The organism is Psychrobacter sp. WY6, from assembly GCF_018448495.1.
Taxonomy (GTDB): domain Bacteria; phylum Pseudomonadota; class Gammaproteobacteria; order Pseudomonadales; family Moraxellaceae; genus Psychrobacter.
This window is the reverse complement of the sequence record NZ_CP049902.1, coordinates 2,875,187-2,893,766: the sequence shown is the minus strand read 5'-3', so window position 1 is coordinate 2,893,766 and position 18,580 is coordinate 2,875,187. Positions and strand designations below refer to the sequence as shown.

The following is an 18,580-nucleotide window of genomic DNA, read 5'->3' as shown; positions in this document are numbered from 1 at the left end:
TAAAGATACTAATGATAGCCAACGTTCGCTATCTCTCCATCATTATTTTAGTCAGTTGCTAAGCACTTATGTCTAATGTTTATAATAAGACACTTGTAATAAGACACTTGTAATAGGCACAAGGCTCAGCATTTATACTCGAGCAATTATGCGCTAAAACAAAACAGACTAAAAAAGCAGCGTTGTGTAACTTCTGCTCTATTCATAATGAGGTTGTGTACTACTTTCTACGCTCATTTGCTAGGCGAATTGCCAGCTGATTCACGTTAAAATACTGCTGTCATCAAAAGCTTTTTATCAAAGAATTACCTATCAAAGAATTGCTATCAAAGGCTTTCTATCCAGATATTTCTCAAATCAGAAAAATTAATCGTAAATTACTTTCATGATTTCGTATTCGACCACGCCTTTTGGCGTTTCAATACGTGCTTCATCGCCTTCAGATTTACCAATCAAACCACGTGCGATCGGTGAATTGACTGAGATTTTACCCGCTTTAAAGTCTGCTTCATCATCACCAACGATTTGTATTGTTTTTCTTCTCCGGTGTCCATGTTTTCGATAACGACGCTCACGCCGAATATCACACGACCATCTTTTGGCAATGTTGCAGGATCAATCACTTGCGCGCCGCCAAGTTTGGCTTCGATATCACGGATACGCGCTTCACAAAAACCTTGCTGTTCGCGAGCAGCATGATATTCAGCATTTTCTTTCAAATCGCCGTGTTCACGGGCTTCAGCGATAGAAGCAGTGATGCGTGGACGGTCGATACTTTTTAACTGTTTTAATTCGGCTTCTAGAGCCGCATGTCCTTGCGGAGTCATGGGATAACGTTGCATGTTTTTTTTAAACCAATAACACCACACCATCTCCTACTCTTAGTGAATAGTGAGATGGTGTCAGTGTTGTTGCAATGAGTATGTGAAGATATAAAAAGAATGAGGTTTAGACTGCGTAACAACTAAACACGCGCTTATCTGTGAGCATGGATACACTGACAAACAAGGCACTTTAACCTTACGTAATAAAAAGCATAGTCGCAGTTTAGCCACTATGCTTTTTAGGTCTATCTTTTTAAAACTTTATTTTTTTAAAGTACTGCTTTTTTAAGCCGTACGTTTTTTTAAAGCACTACTGTTATATAAAAATCGATAACAAGTTTTGCATCCGCTGTTAAACGAGCGTTGCCGTTATGCTTAATCTACTGAAATTATGCTGCTAAGTCAATAGAGCTAGGCAATAGTCTTTGCTTGTTCGTGCAAATCTTGTAGCTTATAGACCTCAAACGGTAGGTCAATGGCATAAGATTTACAAACCGCGTCTGCCGCCCCTAAAGTCGTCACATAAAATACTTTACCTTGCAGGGCACTACGGCGGATAGAGAATGAATCCTCTTGTGCCTGTTTGCCTTCAGTGGTATTGATAATAAGATCGATTTTACCATTTTTCAAGGCATCGACGATGTGCGGGCGACCTTCGGTAACTTTATTGATTTGCTTGCACTCAATACCGGCGTCGCTCAATATTTTTTGCGTACCAGTAGTTGATACAATGTTAAAACCAAAGTCGACAAGCTGGCGAGCGATAGGGGCGATTTGTGCTTTGTCACTATCACGTACTGAGATAAAGACCGTTTTGGTTTCGCCTTCGGTCGGTAGACCTGGCAGACGCTCATTACTACCGATAATGGCTTTATAAAATGCTTCGCCAAAGGTTTTACCGACGCCCATCACTTCACCGGTTGATTTCATCTCAGGGCTCAAGATTGGATCAACGCCAGGGAATTTAGCAAACGGGAATACCGCTTCTTTGACCGCGAAAAATGCTGGAACAATTTCAGTGGTAAAGCCTTGGTCTTTCAATGAGGTGCCAGCCATACAGCGCGCCGCGATTTGCGCTAAAGAAGTACCGATACATTTAGAGACAAACGGCACGGTACGGGCAGCGCGAGGGTTCACTTCTAAGATATAAATCGTTTCACCTTTACGGCAAAGGGACTGACGTTCATTAAGCCGACAACACCAAGCTCTTTTGCCATGGCGACCGTTTGCGCGCGCATCACATCGCACAGCTCATCAGACAATGAATAAGGCGGCAATGAACACGCGGAGTCACCAGAGTGCACGCCAGCTTGTTCGATATGCTGCATGATACCGCCAATCACGACGTCTGTGCCGTCGCTAACGCAGTCAACATCGACTTCGATCGCATCGTCTAAGAAGCGGTCTAATAGTACAGGCGCTTCGTTTGACGCTTGTACCGCCGTACGCAAGTAGTGTCTTAACTCGTCTTCGTTATAGACAATTTCCATCGCGCGACCACCAAGTACATATGATGGGCGTACTACCAACGGATAGCCAACGTCTTTTGCCTTGACCAAACCATCTTCTAAGCTAGTCGCTAAAGCATTGGTTGGTTGGATAAGATTCAGCTGTTGAATCATATGTTGGAAGCGTTCGCGGTCTTCTGCGCGGTCAATCGCATCTGGGCTAGTACCAATGATTTTGACGCCAGCAGCTTCAAGGGCGCGTGCCAGTTTCAATGGCGTTTGACCACCAAATTGTACAATCACACCATCAGGATTTTCGATACGGACAATTTCAAGTACGTCTTCAAGCGTGATTGGCTCAAAGTAGAGACGATCAGAGGTGTCATAATCGGTAGAAACGGTTTCAGGGTTACAGTTGACCATAATGGTCTCATAACCGTCTTCGCGCATAGCAAGGGCCGCATGAACACAGCAATAGTCAAACTCGATACCTTGACCGATACGGTTAGGACCGCCGCCGATAACCATGATTTTCTTGTTATCGGTAGGATTGGCTTCACATTCGCTATCGTACGTTGAGTACATATAAGCAGTACTGGTGGCAAATTCTGCTGCACAGGTATCGACGCGCTTATAAACGGGATAGACATTTAAGTCCCAACGCTTAGTAACGTAGCTGTTTTTGTGAGACCCAAGCAGTTTCGCCAAACGTAAATCTGATAAGCCTTTACGTTTAAAGCTACGTAAGTTCTTGTCGTTTAAACCGCCAAAACCCAAGGCTTTAACCTGTGCTTCGGTTTTCACGATGTCTTCGATTTGTACCAAGAACCATGGATCAATTTTGGTTAGGTTAAACACCTCATCGACGCTCATGCCGATACGGAAAGCATCAGCAATATAATAAATGCGCTCAGGCGTTGGAATGGTTAAGCGATTGTTAATCTCACTACGGGCTTTTTCAATACTTACTTTTGCTAAGTCAATTTGCTCATCAAAACCATCATTGCCGGTTTCCATACCGCGTAATGCTTTTTGCATCGATTCTTGGAAGTTACGACCGATTGCCATGACTTCACCAACCGATTTCATTTGCGTTGATAAAACACTATCGGCTTGCGGGAATTTCTCAAAGTTGAATCTCGGTATCTTAGTGACGACATAATCAAGCGCAGGCTCGAAGCTCGCTGGCGTTTTGCCACCCGTGATGTCATTTTGCAACTCATCAAGCGTATAACCAATCGCTAGTTTGGCAGCGATTTTAGCAATCGGGAAGCCAGTGGCTTTTGATGCCAATGCTGATGAGCGTGAAACGCGTGGGTTCATCTCGATGACGACCATACGACCAGTATCAGGATTGATACCGAACTGGACGTTTGAGCCGCCCGTTTCAACACCAATCTCACGTAGTACTGCCAATGAGGCATTACGCATGATTTGGTATTCTTTGTCGGTCAAAGTTTGTGCTGGCGCAACCGTGATTGAGTCGCCCGTATGCACACCCATTGGATCAAAGTTCTCAATCGCACAAATGATAATGCAGTTGTCGTTTTTGTCACGAACCACTTCCATCTCATACTCTTTCCAACCGATTAATGATTCATCGATGAGCAATTGATGGTTTGGTGATAAGTCAAAGCCGCGCTCACAAATCTCGATAAATTCATCGCGGTTATACGCGATACCGCCGCCTGAACCGCCCATGGTGAACGACGGACGAATGATACACGGATAGCCCATTTTTTCTTGGGTTGCAAATGCTTCTTCCATGGTCTCAGCGGTTTCAGCGCGTGGACATTCAAGACCGATACGCTTCATTGCTTTATCGAACAAGTTGCGATCTTCCGCCATCTCGATAGAGTCCTTGGTCGCGCCAATCAATTCGCAGTTATACTTGGTCAAGACGCCATGCTTGTCTAATTCTAAGGCACAGTTTAGCGCCGTCTGACCACCCATGGTTGGCAAGATGGCGTCAGGGCGTTCTTTGGCAATGATTTGCTCAACGGTCTGCCAAGTAATTGGCTCAATATAAGTCGCGTCCGCCATGGTAGGGTCAGTCATGATAGTCGCAGGGTTTGAGTTGACCAAGATGACACGGTAGCCTTCTTCTTTTAGTGCTTTACAGGCCTGTGCACCCGAATAATCAAACTCACATGCTTGACCGATGACGATAGGACCTGCGCCTATGATAAGAATGCTTTTTATGTCGATACGTTTTGGCATAGTTAGGGCTACCTTCGTTTGGGTGATATTTTGAGTAATCTGTATTTTAACGATATGTTCGATAATGCTTATCGTGTTTGGGGTGCAGCTTGAAGCATCATTTGTGCTTCAAGCTTTATACTTATATTTATTCTCTGTTTGCGGTTAACTATTGATAAGTTACGCTTTCGCCGCTGCCATCATCTCTGCAAACTTATCAAATAGCGGCGCAGCATCATGCGGGCCAGGGCTGGCTTCTGGGTGACCTTGGAAGCTAAAGACCGGCTTATTGGTCAGCTCAATCCCTTGGTTAGTGCCATCGAATAACGAGCGATGCGTCGATTTAACATTAGCAGGTAGCGTGTCTTCATCAACCGCAAAACCATGGTTCTGACTGGTAATCATAACCGTGCCAGCTGCCACATCTTGTACTGGATGGTTGGCGCCGTGATGACCGGTTTTCATTTTAATGGTGTTTGCGCCGCTAGCTAGACCAATCAACTGATGACCTAAACAGATACCAAAGGTTGGCACATCAGTTTTTTCAATGATATGACGTACGGCATCGATAGCATAGTCGCAGGCTGCAGGGTCGCCAGGACCGTTTGATAAAAAGATACCATCTGGGTTCATCGCCAGCACATCTGCGATAGGCGTTTGTGCAGGAACGACGGTTACATGACAGCCGCGGTCAACCAGCATACGCAGGATATTGGTTTTGCTACCGAAGTCGTAGGCGACGACATTGTATTTAGAATCGATGTGAGTGCCGAGTTGCTTAAAGAAGCCGCCTGTACCGCTATCATGACTGCCAATGGCATCACGGTTAAGTAGGGTATCTGATAAATCCCAGGTACCTGCTGTCCATTCGAAGCGCTCTTTCGTGCAGCATTCTTTTGCCAAGTCCATGCCTTCGATACCAGCAAACTCTTGTGCCAATTTGATGGCTTGTTGCTCGTCATCATGGCTAATTGTTTCGCCGTTGGATGCGGTCATAATACAACCGTTTTGAGCACCTTTATCACGTAATAGGCGGGTCAATTGGCGCGTATCAATTTCAGCGATAGCGACAGTATCGTTACGTGATAAATAGTCGCTTAATGATTCTGAGTTACGAAAGTTAGAAGTAACCATGGTGGCATCACGGATGATGAGACCATCTGCCCATACTTGATGACCATTGCCAGACTCAGTGTCCTCGCTATTGGTACCGGTATTGCCAATGTGCGGATAGGTTAGGGTGACCAGCTGGCGCGCATAACTTGGGTCGGTTAGGATTTCTTGATACCCTGTCATGGCTGTATTAAACACCACCTCACCGACACGATGACCGAGACTGCCGATACTCACACCGCGAAAAATCGTACCGTCTGCTAATGCCAAAATTGCTTGTATTTCTGCCGATGAATTCAAGGTTTGCCTCCGCTGTTATTGGTGAGTGCCATAATTTTTTATGATTAAATTTCAGGTTAGAAATGGTTTTTTGTATCGCAAAAATTGCTATTAATAGATACTAAAAAACACCTAAACCCAAAATTTTTCCACAAAAAAGCGAGAAGACATTATTGATGGAAACTACAAAACCCACTAGATAGTGAATAGGTAACTTGCATCATGTCCGCTCGCTTAGGCACAGATTTTGCGCATTATACAATATGCCCGTAGATAGCCAGCCGATTTTTAGATTGAAAAGTATGCCTTTAATTATTAGCCGTTAATAGCGCTGGATTTTCCCTTTTGGCTTTGCCACAATGGACAGCAAATCGAGATATCTGGTTTTTATGATTGACCTATTTCATTACTATATATAACAAGGAGCCGTTATGATTTATCAATATTTAGACAAGGTACCCGAATTCGCGGTACCTTTTAATGGTTGGGTCGCAGACTCAGCACGAGTGATAGGCGATGTCTATTTGGGTCATCAAGCTAACGTGTGGTTTGGGGCAGTGATTCGCGGTGACAATGAACGCATTCATATCGGCGATTATAGTAATGTGCAAGAAAACAGTGTCATTCATACTGATGCAGGCATTGAGGTCAAAATCGGCAACTATGTCACCATTGGTCATTTAGCGATGCTGCACGGCTGCGAAGTCGGTGATAACAGTTTGATTGGTATTGGCGCAGTGGTATTAAACAATGCCAAAATTGGTAAAAATTGCATTATTGGTGCCAAGGCATTGGTCACTGAAGGCAAAGAGATTCCAGATAACTCACTCGTCATGGGTGCGCCTGCGAAGGTGGTCAAAACCTTAACGGACGAGCAAGCAGCGATGTTGAAATTATCAGCGATGCATTATGCGGAGCGTTGTCAAAAATTTAAAACGGGCTTAACAGAAGTAGCCATGCCTGATTAAGCAGAAATTTATAAAGCATCCGCGAACTGTCTGGTATTGATCTATCGTTTTTATATACATCATGCAAACGTTTTTTACATAGAGAAGCTTTATACCATCAGCATCATGACCAGCCAAATGATGGCAAAAATGATAATACCAATAATCAGTCCGCGAAAAATATCGTGGCGTATAGAATAGTCATTAAGGTAAGCGTTATGATTGGCTGTTTCGTTGATGTTGAGCGCATTGACGCTTTCAGCGCCAGCATTTTTACCAACGATAAAGCCCATGATTGCGCCTACGACCAACATAAATGGGGTGAAACCAAAAAACGTCGCCATTACCTATACCAGCTATTGAGCGAATAACCACGATAGCAAGATCGATCAGTAAACCGCCAACGCCGTACATCACACCATTTAAGAGCGCATACAGTATACGGTCGAAAGGTGATTGATAGCTTTTACCCAGCTGACGTTGTCTGATTTCTTTGATTGAACGGGCAGGGCGACGCGTTTTACTTGGCAAAACAGTTTTGACATCAGGCGCTTCCATGCGATTCTCTATTTTTATGATGAAGTAAGCAAAACAGATACTAGGGCGTATCACCATTTTTAGCACCATTTAGGCGCTTTCGTTCAGAGTGAGGACACAGCCTAACCACAAGTTATATAAATAAAGTTACCATAATTTTGTTTGGTAAACAGTAGCATTCACGAAAAATTATTGAGAAATTTTTCATATCATTATTTATCTATAAAGCGGAAGTTATTAAAAACCAGTTGTATTTCTGTCCTTCAACAAACAATAATAAGGTCTCATTATGCAGGCAACACAAGCACAACTTTCTCCAAAAGAGCTGGCACTTTTTGATTTAGATCATACTTTGCTCGACGTCGATAGCGACTATTTATGGGGCGAGTATATCGTCAAACACGACCTCGTCGATGAAGCGCAATATCGCACGGCCAATCAAAAGTTTTACCAAGACTATATCGAAGGTACGCTTGATGCGACGGAATATAATGAATTTGTGGCGCATTTTTTGAGTAGCTTGCCAATGGATAGATTGCATGAGCTACGAGAAGACTATATTAAAAGTGAAATTGAGCCACACATACGCCCAAAAGCGATGGAAGTGCTTTGTCAGCATGTTGAAAAAGGTCATGAGGTGGTGATTATTTCTGCGACCAATGATTTTGTGGTTTCGGCTATCGCCAAGCGTTTTGGTATCGAAGGTGCCAATGTGCTATCAACGCCGCTTGAGATAAAAAATGAGCGCTATACGGGCAAATTGACAGACAAGCCAAACTTTAAAGAGGGTAAGATTTACCATTTGAATAAATGGTTAGAGAAGCAGCAATCAGCAGGCACGACTTTTGATAAAACTTATGCTTATTCAGATTCCAAAAATGACATTCCATTGCTTGAGTGGGCGGATGTGGCTATTTGTGTGTCACCCGACGATGCGCTACATGCTCATGCGTTGTCGCATCGCTGGGCGGTTGAGGATTGGTCGATTTAGGCTATTTAACGTTATTTAATATAAAGTCAGTCATAATTAGCCAACTATTTATTGTCAATCTAATTTAAAATAGCGCCATATCAGCGTGATATTTATTTAAAAAGACAGGAAACTTTATGGAAATCAATCCGTATCAAGAACGAATCAAAGATTTATCAGAGCGTGGGCAGGACTTGCGGAGGTATCTTTGACTTCGATGGTAAGCAAGAACGCTTAGAAGAAGTCAATTTAGAGTTAGAAAACCCCGAGCTATGGAATGATCCAGAGCGTGCGACTAAAATTAATAAAGAAAAAAGCCAGCTTGATGGCGTCATCGATGTTGTGGTGTCGCTTGAGAGCACATTGGAAGATGCGTCTGCCATGCTTGAGCTGGCGGTAGAAGCAGAGGATGAATCCTTGCTGGCGGATGTGCAAGCAGAGCTCGACAATGCGGAGAAACGCGTTGCTGATTTAGAGTTCCGTCGCATGTTTAGTGGTGAGATGGATCCTAACAACTGCTACTTGGATATCCAGTCGGGTAGTGGTGGCACCGAAGCGCAAGATTGGGCAGAGATGCTGTTGCGTATGTATACACGCTGGGCGGAATCGCATGGCTTCAAAGTTGAAGTTATTGAAGTGTCTTCTGGTAGCGTGGCTGGTATTAAATCAGCAACGATTGAGATTAAAGGGGATTACGCTTTTGGTTGGTTACGTACCGAAATTGGCGTGCATCGCTTAGTCCGTAAATCACCATTTGATAGCAATAACGGTCGTCATACCTCGTTTGCTGCCGTTTTTGTGTCGCCTGAAATTGATGATAATATCGAGATTGACATCAATCCAGCAGATTTGCGTATCGATACTTATCGCTCATCGGGTGCGGGTGGTCAGCATGTGAACACGACCGATTCTGCGGTACGTATCACCCACGAGCCAAGTGGCGTGGTGGTCACTTGTCAGAATGAGCGTAGCCAGCATGGGAACAAAGCGACGGCGATGAAGTTGCTGCGTGCCAAGCTTTATGAGCTTGAGATGCAAAAACGCATGGAATCTCAGCAAGCGGTCGAGGATGGCAAGTCAGACGTCGGTTGGGGCAGTCAAATTCGCTCTTATGTACTCGATGATTCACGTATCAAAGACTTACGTACTGGTGTTGAAACCTTTAACACTGGGGCGGTACTCGATGGCGACCTCGATCAATTTATCGAAGCAAGCCTAAAAGCGGGATTGTAAGTTTAGACCAATCAACATTTAATTAAGGAAAATTATGCCAAGCGTTAATAACTATTTTGATAATAAAGTTACCTCTATTGCTTTTCAAACGGCAACTCTGCCTGCGACTGTTGGCGTGATGGAAATTGGTGAGTATGAGTTTGGTACTAGCGAATTTGAAACGATGACAGTTGTTAGCGGTGCTTTAACGGTCAAGCTGCCAGAAAGTGATGAGTGGCAAACCTTTAATGCGGGTGAGCAATTTATCGTTGAAGCCAATCAGAAGTTTCAAGTAAAAGTGGCAGTAGAAACGGCTTATTTATGTGTTTATGGTAAATAAGTATTTTTAGAGTAGTAGTCAACAGATTAACGCCAAGTGTTTAACGCTTGGCGTTTTTTACTTGCTCATTCATTGTAAGTCATAAGACAGGTAGTACAAATCATAGGTTTTTACGATACTGCACCATGTCTGTTTGAGTGGCGATGGCGTCATAGAGTTTGCGCGCCGTGGTGTTGCCCTCTTGTGTCGTCCAATACACACGGTTGCAGTTTTACTATGAGCGAACTCATACACCTTTTCAATCAGTACTCGTCCTACGCCTTGTCCGCGTACCTGTTCATTGACATATAAATCTTCTAAATAACAGCATTCAGTGATATTCCAAGTATTGGGGTGTAGCACCACATGGGTGATACCTACTAACTTGTCGTCCTGCCAAGCACCAAAACCATAAATCGGCACGTTACTATCGAGCAAACTGTGCCACGTGTTTTGGATGGTACTTGATGGCAAACTGGTCTCATAAAATTGTAGATAGTTTTGCCACAAAGGTAACCAAAATTCGTAATCGTCTTTAGATAATGCTGCTATCTTTATAGAAGTATTTTTCATTGTGTTTTATTCAAATTAAATTGTTATTGTTGTCAAATTATGGCTTAAAAGCTCATTATTTAGAACCTTTTTTAGCGTGTTTTTTTACACATTGATTACACTTTGCTCTTGGCAAATAAACAGCAAAAATAATCGTAATTCATTATGCTAAAACGACTATTTTATCAATCGAGTATGTATTATGGCGACGCTAAATGACCAAACAACCACGCATGACATACGCCATGATTATGAAAAACTCGCTCGCCTTGCTAATCTGCGCTATGTCAGTGATGATGAGCTTGGGTTTACGCGTAGGCGTTGGGGGCGCGGGTTTACTTATAAAGATGCCACAGGCAAAACGGTCAAAGCACAAAGCCTTGCGACAGCGTTTTGATGCGCTAGTGATACCGCCGATGTGGTCGGAGGTTTGGATATGCCAAGATGATAAAGGGCACTTGCAATCGACGGGGCGTGATGACAAAGCACGAAAACAGTATCTGTATCACCCTGAGTGGGATCGCGTACGTGACCAAGCCAAGTTCGATGCCATGATAGGCTTCGCTAGAGCATTGCCGAATCTACGTGCACAAGTCGAAAAGGACTTGAAAGCCAAATCATTATCCCGTGAAAATGTCTTATCGGCAGTGGTCAAGTTATTAGAAACGACCCTAATTCGTATCGGTAATAGCCGCTATGCTAAGCTCAATAAGAGCTATGGCCTTAGTACGTTACGCAGCAAGCACGTCAGTGAAATCGATAATGGTTTGGCGTTTGATTTCGTCGGTAAAAGTGCCAAAGAGCATCATATTGAATTGCAAGATGAGCGTTTGATTGAGATTGTACAGGCATGTTCTGAGTTACCTGGTTATCAGATTTTTAAATATTTGGATGACAATGGTCACAAGCAAGTCGTCGACAGTAGCGATATCAATGACTATCTACGCATGCATACTAGCGGTCATAGTCATGACAGTGAGATGTATAGCGGTAATTTATATAGCGCAAAGGACTTTCGTACTTGGATGGCCAGTGTCCTTGCTGCCAGTTACCTGCATGATGAGCTACAAAGCGCTCAGGGCAAAGCAATTTTATCCAGTGAGGCTGAAAGCAAAGAACGTCAGCAGCTGGTCACCGATATGGTAAAAAGTGTCGCTGATGAGCTGGGAAATACGCCAACGGTGTGTCGATCTTCTTATATTAATCCTATTATTATAGAGCGCTTTTTGGCGGGGCAGTTCTTTGAACCTTATAAACAAGCGCGCGGTGGACATACTAAACAGCATCAAAGTTGTGAAGAAAAGGCGCTGCTGGGATTTTTAAGTGGCTGCTGAGTGCTTTGAAATGAAGTTCCATCAAGAGTTTGTGATTGAATTATAAAAATGATACGTTATGTATTGAAATAAATATTAAAATGCGTTACTAATAGAGTTTATGCACATTGACATGTGCGAACAAGCAGAAAAAACAGTTGCTAGGATATGACTATTTTTCTGCTGACAATTATCTTATTTCGCCCGTTACCTGTTATTGCTAAAGGATTAGCTTATGAACACCTCTTCTACAGACCTATCAGTTATAAATACCACTTCAAATCATACTGCACACCCGCCAATGAGCTACAGCGATTACTATCATAACTTTGATATGAACGTGCTATTAACAGAGATATTTGGCGAGCATTTAGAGGATCGCTTGAATGCTTATATGGCGTGTTGCGGTCGTCATGTGCGTGATGGTCGCGGTGATAATATTGCACTGGTGCATGAAGATACGTCGGGCAATGTAACGCACATGAGCTTGCTGCTGAGCTTGATAAGGCAAGCGCACAAGTCGCCAATTTATTGTTGTCTTATGGCGTGCAAATTGGTGACCAAGTGGCAACCATGCTACCTCGCACTCCTGAGCTGCTCACCATTGTACTCGCGACTTGGCGGATCGGTGCGGTTTATCAACCGTTATTTACCGCCTTTGGCTATGATTCGATTAAGTATCGGATGGACAAAGCCAATACCAAAGTGGTTTTTACCAATCAAGAAAATCGTGGCAAGTTTGACGACTTAGCCAAGCAAACCAAAATGGTGCTGGTTGGTAGCAAGGTAGATGCGCAAAGCTGGGGTGATGATAACTACGCTGAAAAGGTCGCAACGCAGTCGCAAACGGTAGACGCGGTTTCATTAGATACTGATGCACCCTTTCTGCAAATGTTTACCTCGGGTACGGTTGGTAAATCAAAAGGCGTTAGTGTGCCGCTAAGTGCGCTCTCAGCGTTTTATCTCTACATGCGCTATGCGATTGACTTGCGAGCAGATGATAATTACTGGAACATGGCAGATCCAGGCTGGGCATACGGTCTTTATTATGCGATTACAGGACCTTTGTTATTAGGGGTAACAACGTATTTTAATGAAGCGGGCTTTGATGCACAAAATACTCGCGATTTTATGGTCCGTCATAAGATTAGTAATTTGGCGTCCTCACCGACAGCGTTTCGTATGATGAAATCGAGTGGCGTGTTTGAAGCTGCTCACAATGACAATAATAACGATAGTGAGGCTAAATTATCACTGCGCTGTGCCAATTCAGCAGGCGAGACCTTAAATACCGAAGTGGTCAATTGGGTTGAAACCTATTTAAACTGTAAAGTCTGCGATCAGTATGGGCAAACAGAAACTGGCATGACTTGCTGTGAGCACCATGCATTAGCACATAAATGTCCGGTTGGCTCGATGGGCATGGCGCTACCGGGGCACACATTGGTAGTGTTAGATGATGACATGAATATTCTGATGGCGAACAAGGACAGCTTGCCGTAGTGGTCAGTCAATCGCCCGCGTTTTATTTCCGCGGTTATAGCTGGAACGAAAAAGACGCTTTCGCTGATGATTACTATTTAACAGGCGACGTGGTTGAGCGTCACAGTGATGGCAGCTATTGGTTTTCAGGGCGTGATGACGACATTATCATTACCGCAGGTTACCGAGTTGGACCAACCGATGTTGAAAACACAGTGCTGGAGCATGAGGCAGTTGCAGAGTCAGCGGCAGTTGGAGTGCCAGACGAAGTGCGTGGTCATACCATTAAGTCGTATGTGGTGCTAAAAGACGGTATCGAAGGTACGGACGAGATTGCCAAAGAAATTCAAGACTTAGTCCGCAGACGTCTATCAACTCACGCTTATCCGCGCGAAGTTGAGTTTGTAAAAGAGTTGCCCAAAACCCCAAGTGGTAAAATTCAGCGCTTTTTGCTGCGCAGTTTATCTGCGGCTTAATGAAGCAATGCACTCATATTGTCAGGTTAAGATAAAAATCGATGACTGATAAAAATAACAGTAAAAACATTAATAAAAGGAATAATTATGCACATTGAACAACGGAGCTTTTTGGTCACAGGCGGTGCATCAGGTTTGGGAGAGGCAGTGGTTCGTGCTATTGTCAAGCAAGGCGGTAACGTCGTCATCGCAGATCTTAATGAATCAGCAGGGCAAGCACTGGTAGACGAGCTAGGTGACAATGCGCGTTTTACACGCTGTGATGTGACCAGTGGTGATGAGGTGCAAGCGGCTGTGGATACGGCTGAAAAAGAATTTGGCGGTTTGCAAGGGTCTATCAACTGTGCGGGCATCGCTGTGGTACAAAAGCTGCTGGACCGTGATAATAACCCAGCAGATCTCGATGCTTTTAGTCGCGGCGTCAATATTAATCTTGTCGGTTCCTTTAATGTCGCGCGTTTGGTCGCAGCCAGTATTGCAAAGCGTGTAGCAAATGCCAATACCGCAGACAGCCCTATAGAGAAGAACGCTGATAATGGCGTCATTATTAATACGGCTTCTATCGCAGCTTTTGATGGACAAGTAGGGCAAGCGAGCTATTCATCGTCAAAAGCAGGTGTCGTCGGTCTCACTTTACCGCTAGCACGTGAGCTGGCACGTCATGGTATTCGCGTGATGACTATCGCGCCGGGCGTCTTTGCCACACCGATGATGGAGACTATCCCTGAAAAAGCGCGCGAACAACTAGAGGCAGGCGTACCTTATCCTAAGCGTCTGGGCAATCCCAATGAGTTTGCCAAGTTGGTCATGCATATCATTGATAATGCCTATCTCAATGGAGAAGTCATTCGCTTAGATGGCGCGATTCGTATGGTGTAATGGCATTAATGAAGTTTTTATGTTCAAAAGATCCTAGGGCGTGTCCTCATTTTAAAAATGGTGATAAAAATGAGATAAATTGCTATCAAACAAGGAAAGTAGCGCAAATAATATCGAGATATTAATAAGCTATTTGACGATGTTTGGCAAAATCTAGCTATTTTTAGGCCATTTAGAAAGTAAACGATTGAATTGAGGACACGCCCTAATGTTATCCATGAAATTTTCACAAAAACTGGCATAGTGCTTTGGTAAGTTAATAGCGTGGTATGTTGCTATTTCACTCTTTAACGCTAAACGGAGTTATTAAAGCCTATGTCATTGTTTTCTCTACATTTCAGCAAAAAGCCGCGTCGATTGTTTGTCGTGATAGGACTGGGACTGACCACCATTATGAGCACCAGTGCGATAGGGTATGTCAAAACAGCCTCCTCGGATGCAAAAAGTACAGGCAATAATGGTCAGCCTATTTCTAGTACGGTGGTTATCGATAAAGTTTTTGTCGATAAATCCGACCGTATTTTGCAGCTATTGAGTGGTGATAAAGTGATTAAATCCTATCGTATTGCGCTAGGGGATAGTCCGGTTGGTCATAAACAGCAGCAAGGCGATGAGCGCACACCCGTGGGGGCGTACATCTTAGATTATAAGAATGAGAACTCTATTGCCCATCGCTCCATCCATATAAGCTACCCCAATGCTGCGGACAAAGCTCGGGCACGATCACGCGGCGTCCATCCTGGTGGCGATATTATGATTCATGGGCAGATGAACGGCTTCGGTCATCTAGCGTGGATTAACCAACAACGTGATTGGACCGATGGTTGCATTGCCGTCACTGATAATGAGATGGATGAGATTATGGCGGCAGTTAATGTTGGCACATCGATAGAAATTGTAGAATGAGCGTTATGTTAATGCTGACTATCGTGTAGTACATTTCTAGCAGTTACAGCGCATTAAAATCTCTGCTATCGCTGTCTCTTGCTTGCCTTTCATTGTTGAGCAAGCCTCTCTTTTAGTTGTTTTTTTATTTATCCTCTTGAAATACTCTCTTAGTGTGCCTATTGATAGTTTGTGATAATATCATTGCTATGGGTAAGGTTTTTACCTATATAAAATCTTACTATTTTTCAGTATTTACTAATAAGTCATAGAAATTGATTGACAACTTGCACAAGTAGGTTGAAATCTTGTATGTTATACCCTATATATAACAACTAACGGTGATTGAAGCACGATAAAATTGACGATAAGCGCTATGTTTAAATGCTGCGCGTTCGGTATTTTATGTTGCATCCACTGACTGATAATACTAATTATAAAAGGATACAATTATGAGGTTCGAAAAATTTACCCAGAAACTACAATCAGCCATTCAAGAAGCACAGAGCCTAGCATTGGGACGTGACCATACAGGTATTGATCCTGTGCATCTGCTTGCAGTATTGCTACAGGATGAGTCTAATTTATCTATCTGCCAACAAGCAGGCGCGTCTATCCCTGCGCTAAAGAATGGTGTGGCAAAAGCGCTCGACAATCAAGCAACGATTAGTGAGCCAACCGGTGATGTAAATTTAAACCCAAATTCGGTTAAAATTTTGAACTTGGCAGACCGCCAAGCACAAAAAGAAGGCGATGATTTTATCGCCACTGAATGGGTGATGTTGGCGCTCGCTGAGCAAGGCGAAACCAAAAAGATATTTGAGAGTGCGGGCGTAACAGCGAGTAAATTAAAAACTGTCATTGAGCAATTGCGAGGTGATGATACCGTGAATAATCAAAATGCTGAAGATCAGCGTGATGCGCTGAATAAATATACCATTAACTTAACTGAGCAGGCGGAACTTGGTAAGCTTGACCCTGTGATTGGTCGCGATGAAGAGATTCGTCGTACCATTCAAGTACTGTCGCGTCGTACCAAAAATAACCCAGTATTGATTGGTGAACCAGGTGTTGGTAAAACGGCTATCATTGAAGGTTTGGCACAAAAAATCATCAATGGTGACGTGCCAGAAGGACTACGCCGCAAAGAAGTGTTGTCGTTAGATTTGGGCTCATTGATTGCGGTGCAAAATTCCGTGGTGAGTTTGAAGAGCGACTCAAAGCGGTACTCAGCGATTTATCAAAGCAAGAAGGCAATGTCATCTTATTTATCGATGAATTGCATACTTTAGTAGGTGCTGGTAAAGCCGATGGCGCGATGGATGCTGGTAATATGCTAAAACCTGCGCTTGCGCGTGGTGAGCTACACTGTGTCGGTGCGACAACTCTCGATGAATATCGCCAATATATCGAAAAAGATGCGGCGCTTGAGCGTCGTTTTCAAAAGGTACTGGTCGATGAGCCAACGGTCGAAGACACCATTGCGATTTTGCGTGGTCTAAAAGAGCGTTATGAGCTGCATCACGGTGTTGATATCCAAGACAGCGCGATTATTGCTGCTGCGCGGATGAGCCATCGTTATATTACCGATCGCAAACTGCCAGATAAAGCGATTGACTTAATTGATGAAGCGGCAAGTCGTTTACGTATGGAGATGGACAGCAAGCCTGAAGCCTTAGGTAAGCTTGATAGTCGCTTGATTCAGTTGAAAATGCAGCGCGAAGTGCTCAAAAATGAAGAAGACGCTGGTGCGCAAGCCGAGCGTAAAGTGCTTGATGCACAAATTGAAGAGCTAGAAAAAGAGTACGCTGACCTTAACGAGATTTGGCAAGCAGAAAAAGCCTTGGTCAAAGGCAGTCAGCAGCTAAAAGACGAGCTGGATAAAGCGCGTATTGCTTATGATAAAGCCAGTCGTGAAGGTGATTACGAGACCATGAGTAAGCTGCAGTATGAAACGATTCCGCAGCTTGAGCGCCGCATTACTGAGTCTGACTTGGCAGAACAAAAGAGCAGACAGGCGAAGGTAGTGGTGTAAAACTACTACGTAACAAAGTCACGGATAATGAAATTGCCGAAGTCGTAGCGGCAGCAACAGGTATTCCTGTGAGTAAAATGATGCAAGGCGAGCGTGACAAGATGATAGCGATGGAAGAAAAGCTCCATGAACGCGTCATCGGTCAAGATGAAGCAGTCGAAGCGGTAGCCAATGCGGTACGCCGTAGCCGTGCTGGTTTGTCTGATCCGAATCGCCCTTCAGGTTCGTTCTTATTCTTAGGACCAACGGGTGTCGGTAAGACTGAATTGACCAAGTCACTAGCGAACTTCTTATTCGATAGTGAGGATGCGATTGTTCGTATCGACATGAGTGAGTATATGGAGAAGCACAGTGTCAGTCGTTTGGTGGGTGCGCCTCCAGGTTATGTGGGCTACGAAGAAGGTGGTGCATTAACGGAAGCGGTACGCCGTAAGCCTTATAGTGTGATTTTGTTTGATGAAGTTGAAAAAGCGCACCCTGATGTGTTCAATATCTTGCTACAAGTATTGGACGATGGTCGCTTAACGGACTCACAGGGTCGCTGGTGGACTTCAAAAACAACGTCATCATTATGACCAGTAACTTGGGTTCGCATAAAATCCAAGAGATGGTCGGTGAAAGTTACGAAGACATCAAAGCTGAGGTGATGGAATCAGTGGGCAGCATTTCCGCCCAGAGTTTGTCAAACCGTATCGACGAGATTTGGTATTCCATCCGCCTCGGTATGTCGCAGATGTCAGGTATTGCTGCGATTCAGTTGGATCGCTTACGTCAGCGCTTGCATGAGCGTGAGATGGATATTGAGTTATCAGCTGATGCGATGAACAAACTGGTTGCGATTGGTTATGATCCTGTCTATGGCGCACGCCCACTAAAACGTGCGATCCAACAGGAGATTGAAAACCCATTGTCATTGAAGCTATTGGCTGGTGATTTTGGCGCAGGAGATATCATCAAAGTCGATGTCGGCGCAGATGATAAGTTGGTGTTTGAGAAACGTAGCATGAATTAATATCTAACTCTAACTGACCGTGGTTTAAAACCAACCTCTTACTTGCCTATTTTTTCTACAGGCAGGTAAGGGGTTTTTTTGTGCGCTATTATTATTTA

12 protein-coding genes and 4 pseudogenes are annotated in these 18,580 nt (G+C 43.9%); 10 read left to right on the top strand and 6 right to left on the bottom strand.

Annotation, left to right across the window (positions count from 1 at the left end; translation table 11 throughout):
* Nucleotides 1-366 precede the first annotated feature (366 nt).
* From greA to carA, 3 genes and pseudogenes are all read right to left on the bottom strand, one after another.
* A pseudogene (gene greA / locus G7Y90_RS14460) lies at nucleotides 367-842 on the bottom strand (transcription elongation factor GreA).
* Between the two features lie 393 nt (nucleotides 843-1,235).
* Nucleotides 1,236-4,492: pseudogene (carB, locus tag G7Y90_RS14455) on the bottom strand (carbamoyl-phosphate synthase large subunit).
* 159 nt (nucleotides 4,493-4,651) lie between these two features.
* On the bottom strand, nucleotides 4,652-5,884 hold the full coding sequence (carA, locus tag G7Y90_RS14450; RefSeq protein WP_250162732.1) for a glutamine-hydrolyzing carbamoyl-phosphate synthase small subunit: 1,233 nt from the start codon (nucleotides 5,882-5,884) through the stop codon (nucleotides 4,652-4,654).
* A 410-nt stretch (nucleotides 5,885-6,294) separates the two neighbouring features.
* On the opposite strand from carA, the gene G7Y90_RS14445 reads away from it, so the two are divergent.
* The gene (locus tag G7Y90_RS14445) at nucleotides 6,295-6,831 is read left to right on the top strand and encodes a gamma carbonic anhydrase family protein (protein WP_087813762.1); all 537 of its coding nucleotides are present in this window, start codon (nucleotides 6,295-6,297) and stop codon (nucleotides 6,829-6,831) included.
* A gap of 89 nt (nucleotides 6,832-6,920) precedes the next feature.
* On the opposite strand, the gene G7Y90_RS14440 is transcribed toward G7Y90_RS14445, so the two are convergent.
* Together G7Y90_RS14440 and G7Y90_RS14435 are read right to left on the bottom strand one after the other, a co-directional pair.
* Complete coding sequence (locus tag G7Y90_RS14440; protein ID WP_250162731.1) at nucleotides 6,921-7,103, bottom strand: hypothetical protein; 183 nt, start codon at nucleotides 7,101-7,103, stop codon at nucleotides 6,921-6,923.
* The gene (locus tag G7Y90_RS14435; RefSeq protein WP_250162730.1) at nucleotides 7,084-7,425 is read right to left on the bottom strand and encodes a hypothetical protein; all 342 of its coding nucleotides are present in this window, start codon (nucleotides 7,423-7,425) and stop codon (nucleotides 7,084-7,086) included. Before G7Y90_RS14435 ends, G7Y90_RS14440 begins: the two co-directional genes overlap by 20 nt.
* 211 nt (nucleotides 7,426-7,636) lie before the next feature.
* Here G7Y90_RS14435 and G7Y90_RS14430 point away from each other — a divergent pair, with 211 nt between their 5' ends.
* The 3 genes from G7Y90_RS14430 to ppnP all read left to right on the top strand — a co-directional run bounded on the left by G7Y90_RS14430 (nucleotide 7,637) and on the right by ppnP (nucleotide 9,869).
* Complete coding sequence (locus tag G7Y90_RS14430) at nucleotides 7,637-8,338, top strand: HAD family hydrolase (RefSeq protein ID WP_250162729.1); 702 nt, start codon at nucleotides 7,637-7,639, stop codon at nucleotides 8,336-8,338.
* Nucleotides 8,339-8,454: 116 nt separating this feature from the next.
* Nucleotides 8,455-9,550 (top strand): peptide chain release factor 2 gene (prfB, locus tag G7Y90_RS14425; protein ID WP_157292386.1). Its coding sequence is split into 2 segments (ribosomal slippage): nucleotides 8,455-8,526 and nucleotides 8,528-9,550, totalling 1,095 coding nucleotides; the frame shifts between segments, so codons are not numbered across the junction.
* A 34-nt stretch (nucleotides 9,551-9,584) separates the two neighbouring features.
* Nucleotides 9,585-9,869 carry a pyrimidine/purine nucleoside phosphorylase gene (gene ppnP, locus G7Y90_RS14420; RefSeq protein ID WP_250162728.1) on the top strand — a complete coding sequence of 95 codons (285 nt, stop codon included), beginning with the start codon at nucleotides 9,585-9,587 and terminating at the stop codon, nucleotides 9,867-9,869.
* 69 nt (nucleotides 9,870-9,938) lie between these two features.
* On the opposite strand, the gene G7Y90_RS14415 is transcribed toward ppnP, so the two are convergent.
* Entirely contained in the window at nucleotides 9,939-10,421 is a 483-nt protein-coding gene (locus G7Y90_RS14415; protein ID WP_250162727.1) for a GNAT family N-acetyltransferase, read from the bottom strand.
* 181 nt (nucleotides 10,422-10,602) lie between these two features.
* Here G7Y90_RS14415 and G7Y90_RS14410 point away from each other — a divergent pair, with 181 nt between their 5' ends.
* The 6 genes and pseudogenes from G7Y90_RS14410 (at nucleotide 10,603) to clpB (ending at nucleotide 18,482) form a co-directional block, all read left to right on the top strand.
* A complete protein-coding gene (locus tag G7Y90_RS14410) occupies nucleotides 10,603-10,797 on the top strand; it encodes a hypothetical protein (RefSeq protein ID WP_250162726.1) in 195 nt (64 codons plus the stop codon).
* Complete coding sequence (locus G7Y90_RS14405; protein ID WP_250162725.1) at nucleotides 10,781-11,734, top strand: DNA topoisomerase IB; 954 nt, start codon at nucleotides 10,781-10,783, stop codon at nucleotides 11,732-11,734. Before G7Y90_RS14410 ends, G7Y90_RS14405 begins: the two co-directional genes overlap by 17 nt.
* Nucleotides 11,735-11,948: 214 nt before the next feature.
* Nucleotides 11,949-13,671, top strand: a pseudogene (locus G7Y90_RS14400) (AMP-binding protein).
* Between the two features lie 87 nt (nucleotides 13,672-13,758).
* Nucleotides 13,759-14,550, top strand: coding sequence for an SDR family NAD(P)-dependent oxidoreductase (locus G7Y90_RS14395; RefSeq protein WP_250162724.1), 792 nt, complete (start codon nucleotides 13,759-13,761; stop codon nucleotides 14,548-14,550).
* Between the two features lie 315 nt (nucleotides 14,551-14,865).
* Nucleotides 14,866-15,456: a L,D-transpeptidase family protein gene (locus tag G7Y90_RS14390; RefSeq protein WP_250162723.1), complete on the top strand. Its 591-nt coding sequence runs from the start codon at nucleotides 14,866-14,868 to the stop codon at nucleotides 15,454-15,456.
* Nucleotides 15,457-15,887: 431 nt separating this feature from the next.
* Nucleotides 15,888-18,482, top strand: a pseudogene (gene clpB / locus G7Y90_RS14385) (ATP-dependent chaperone ClpB).
* The last annotated feature ends 98 nt before the right edge of the window (nucleotides 18,483-18,580 follow it).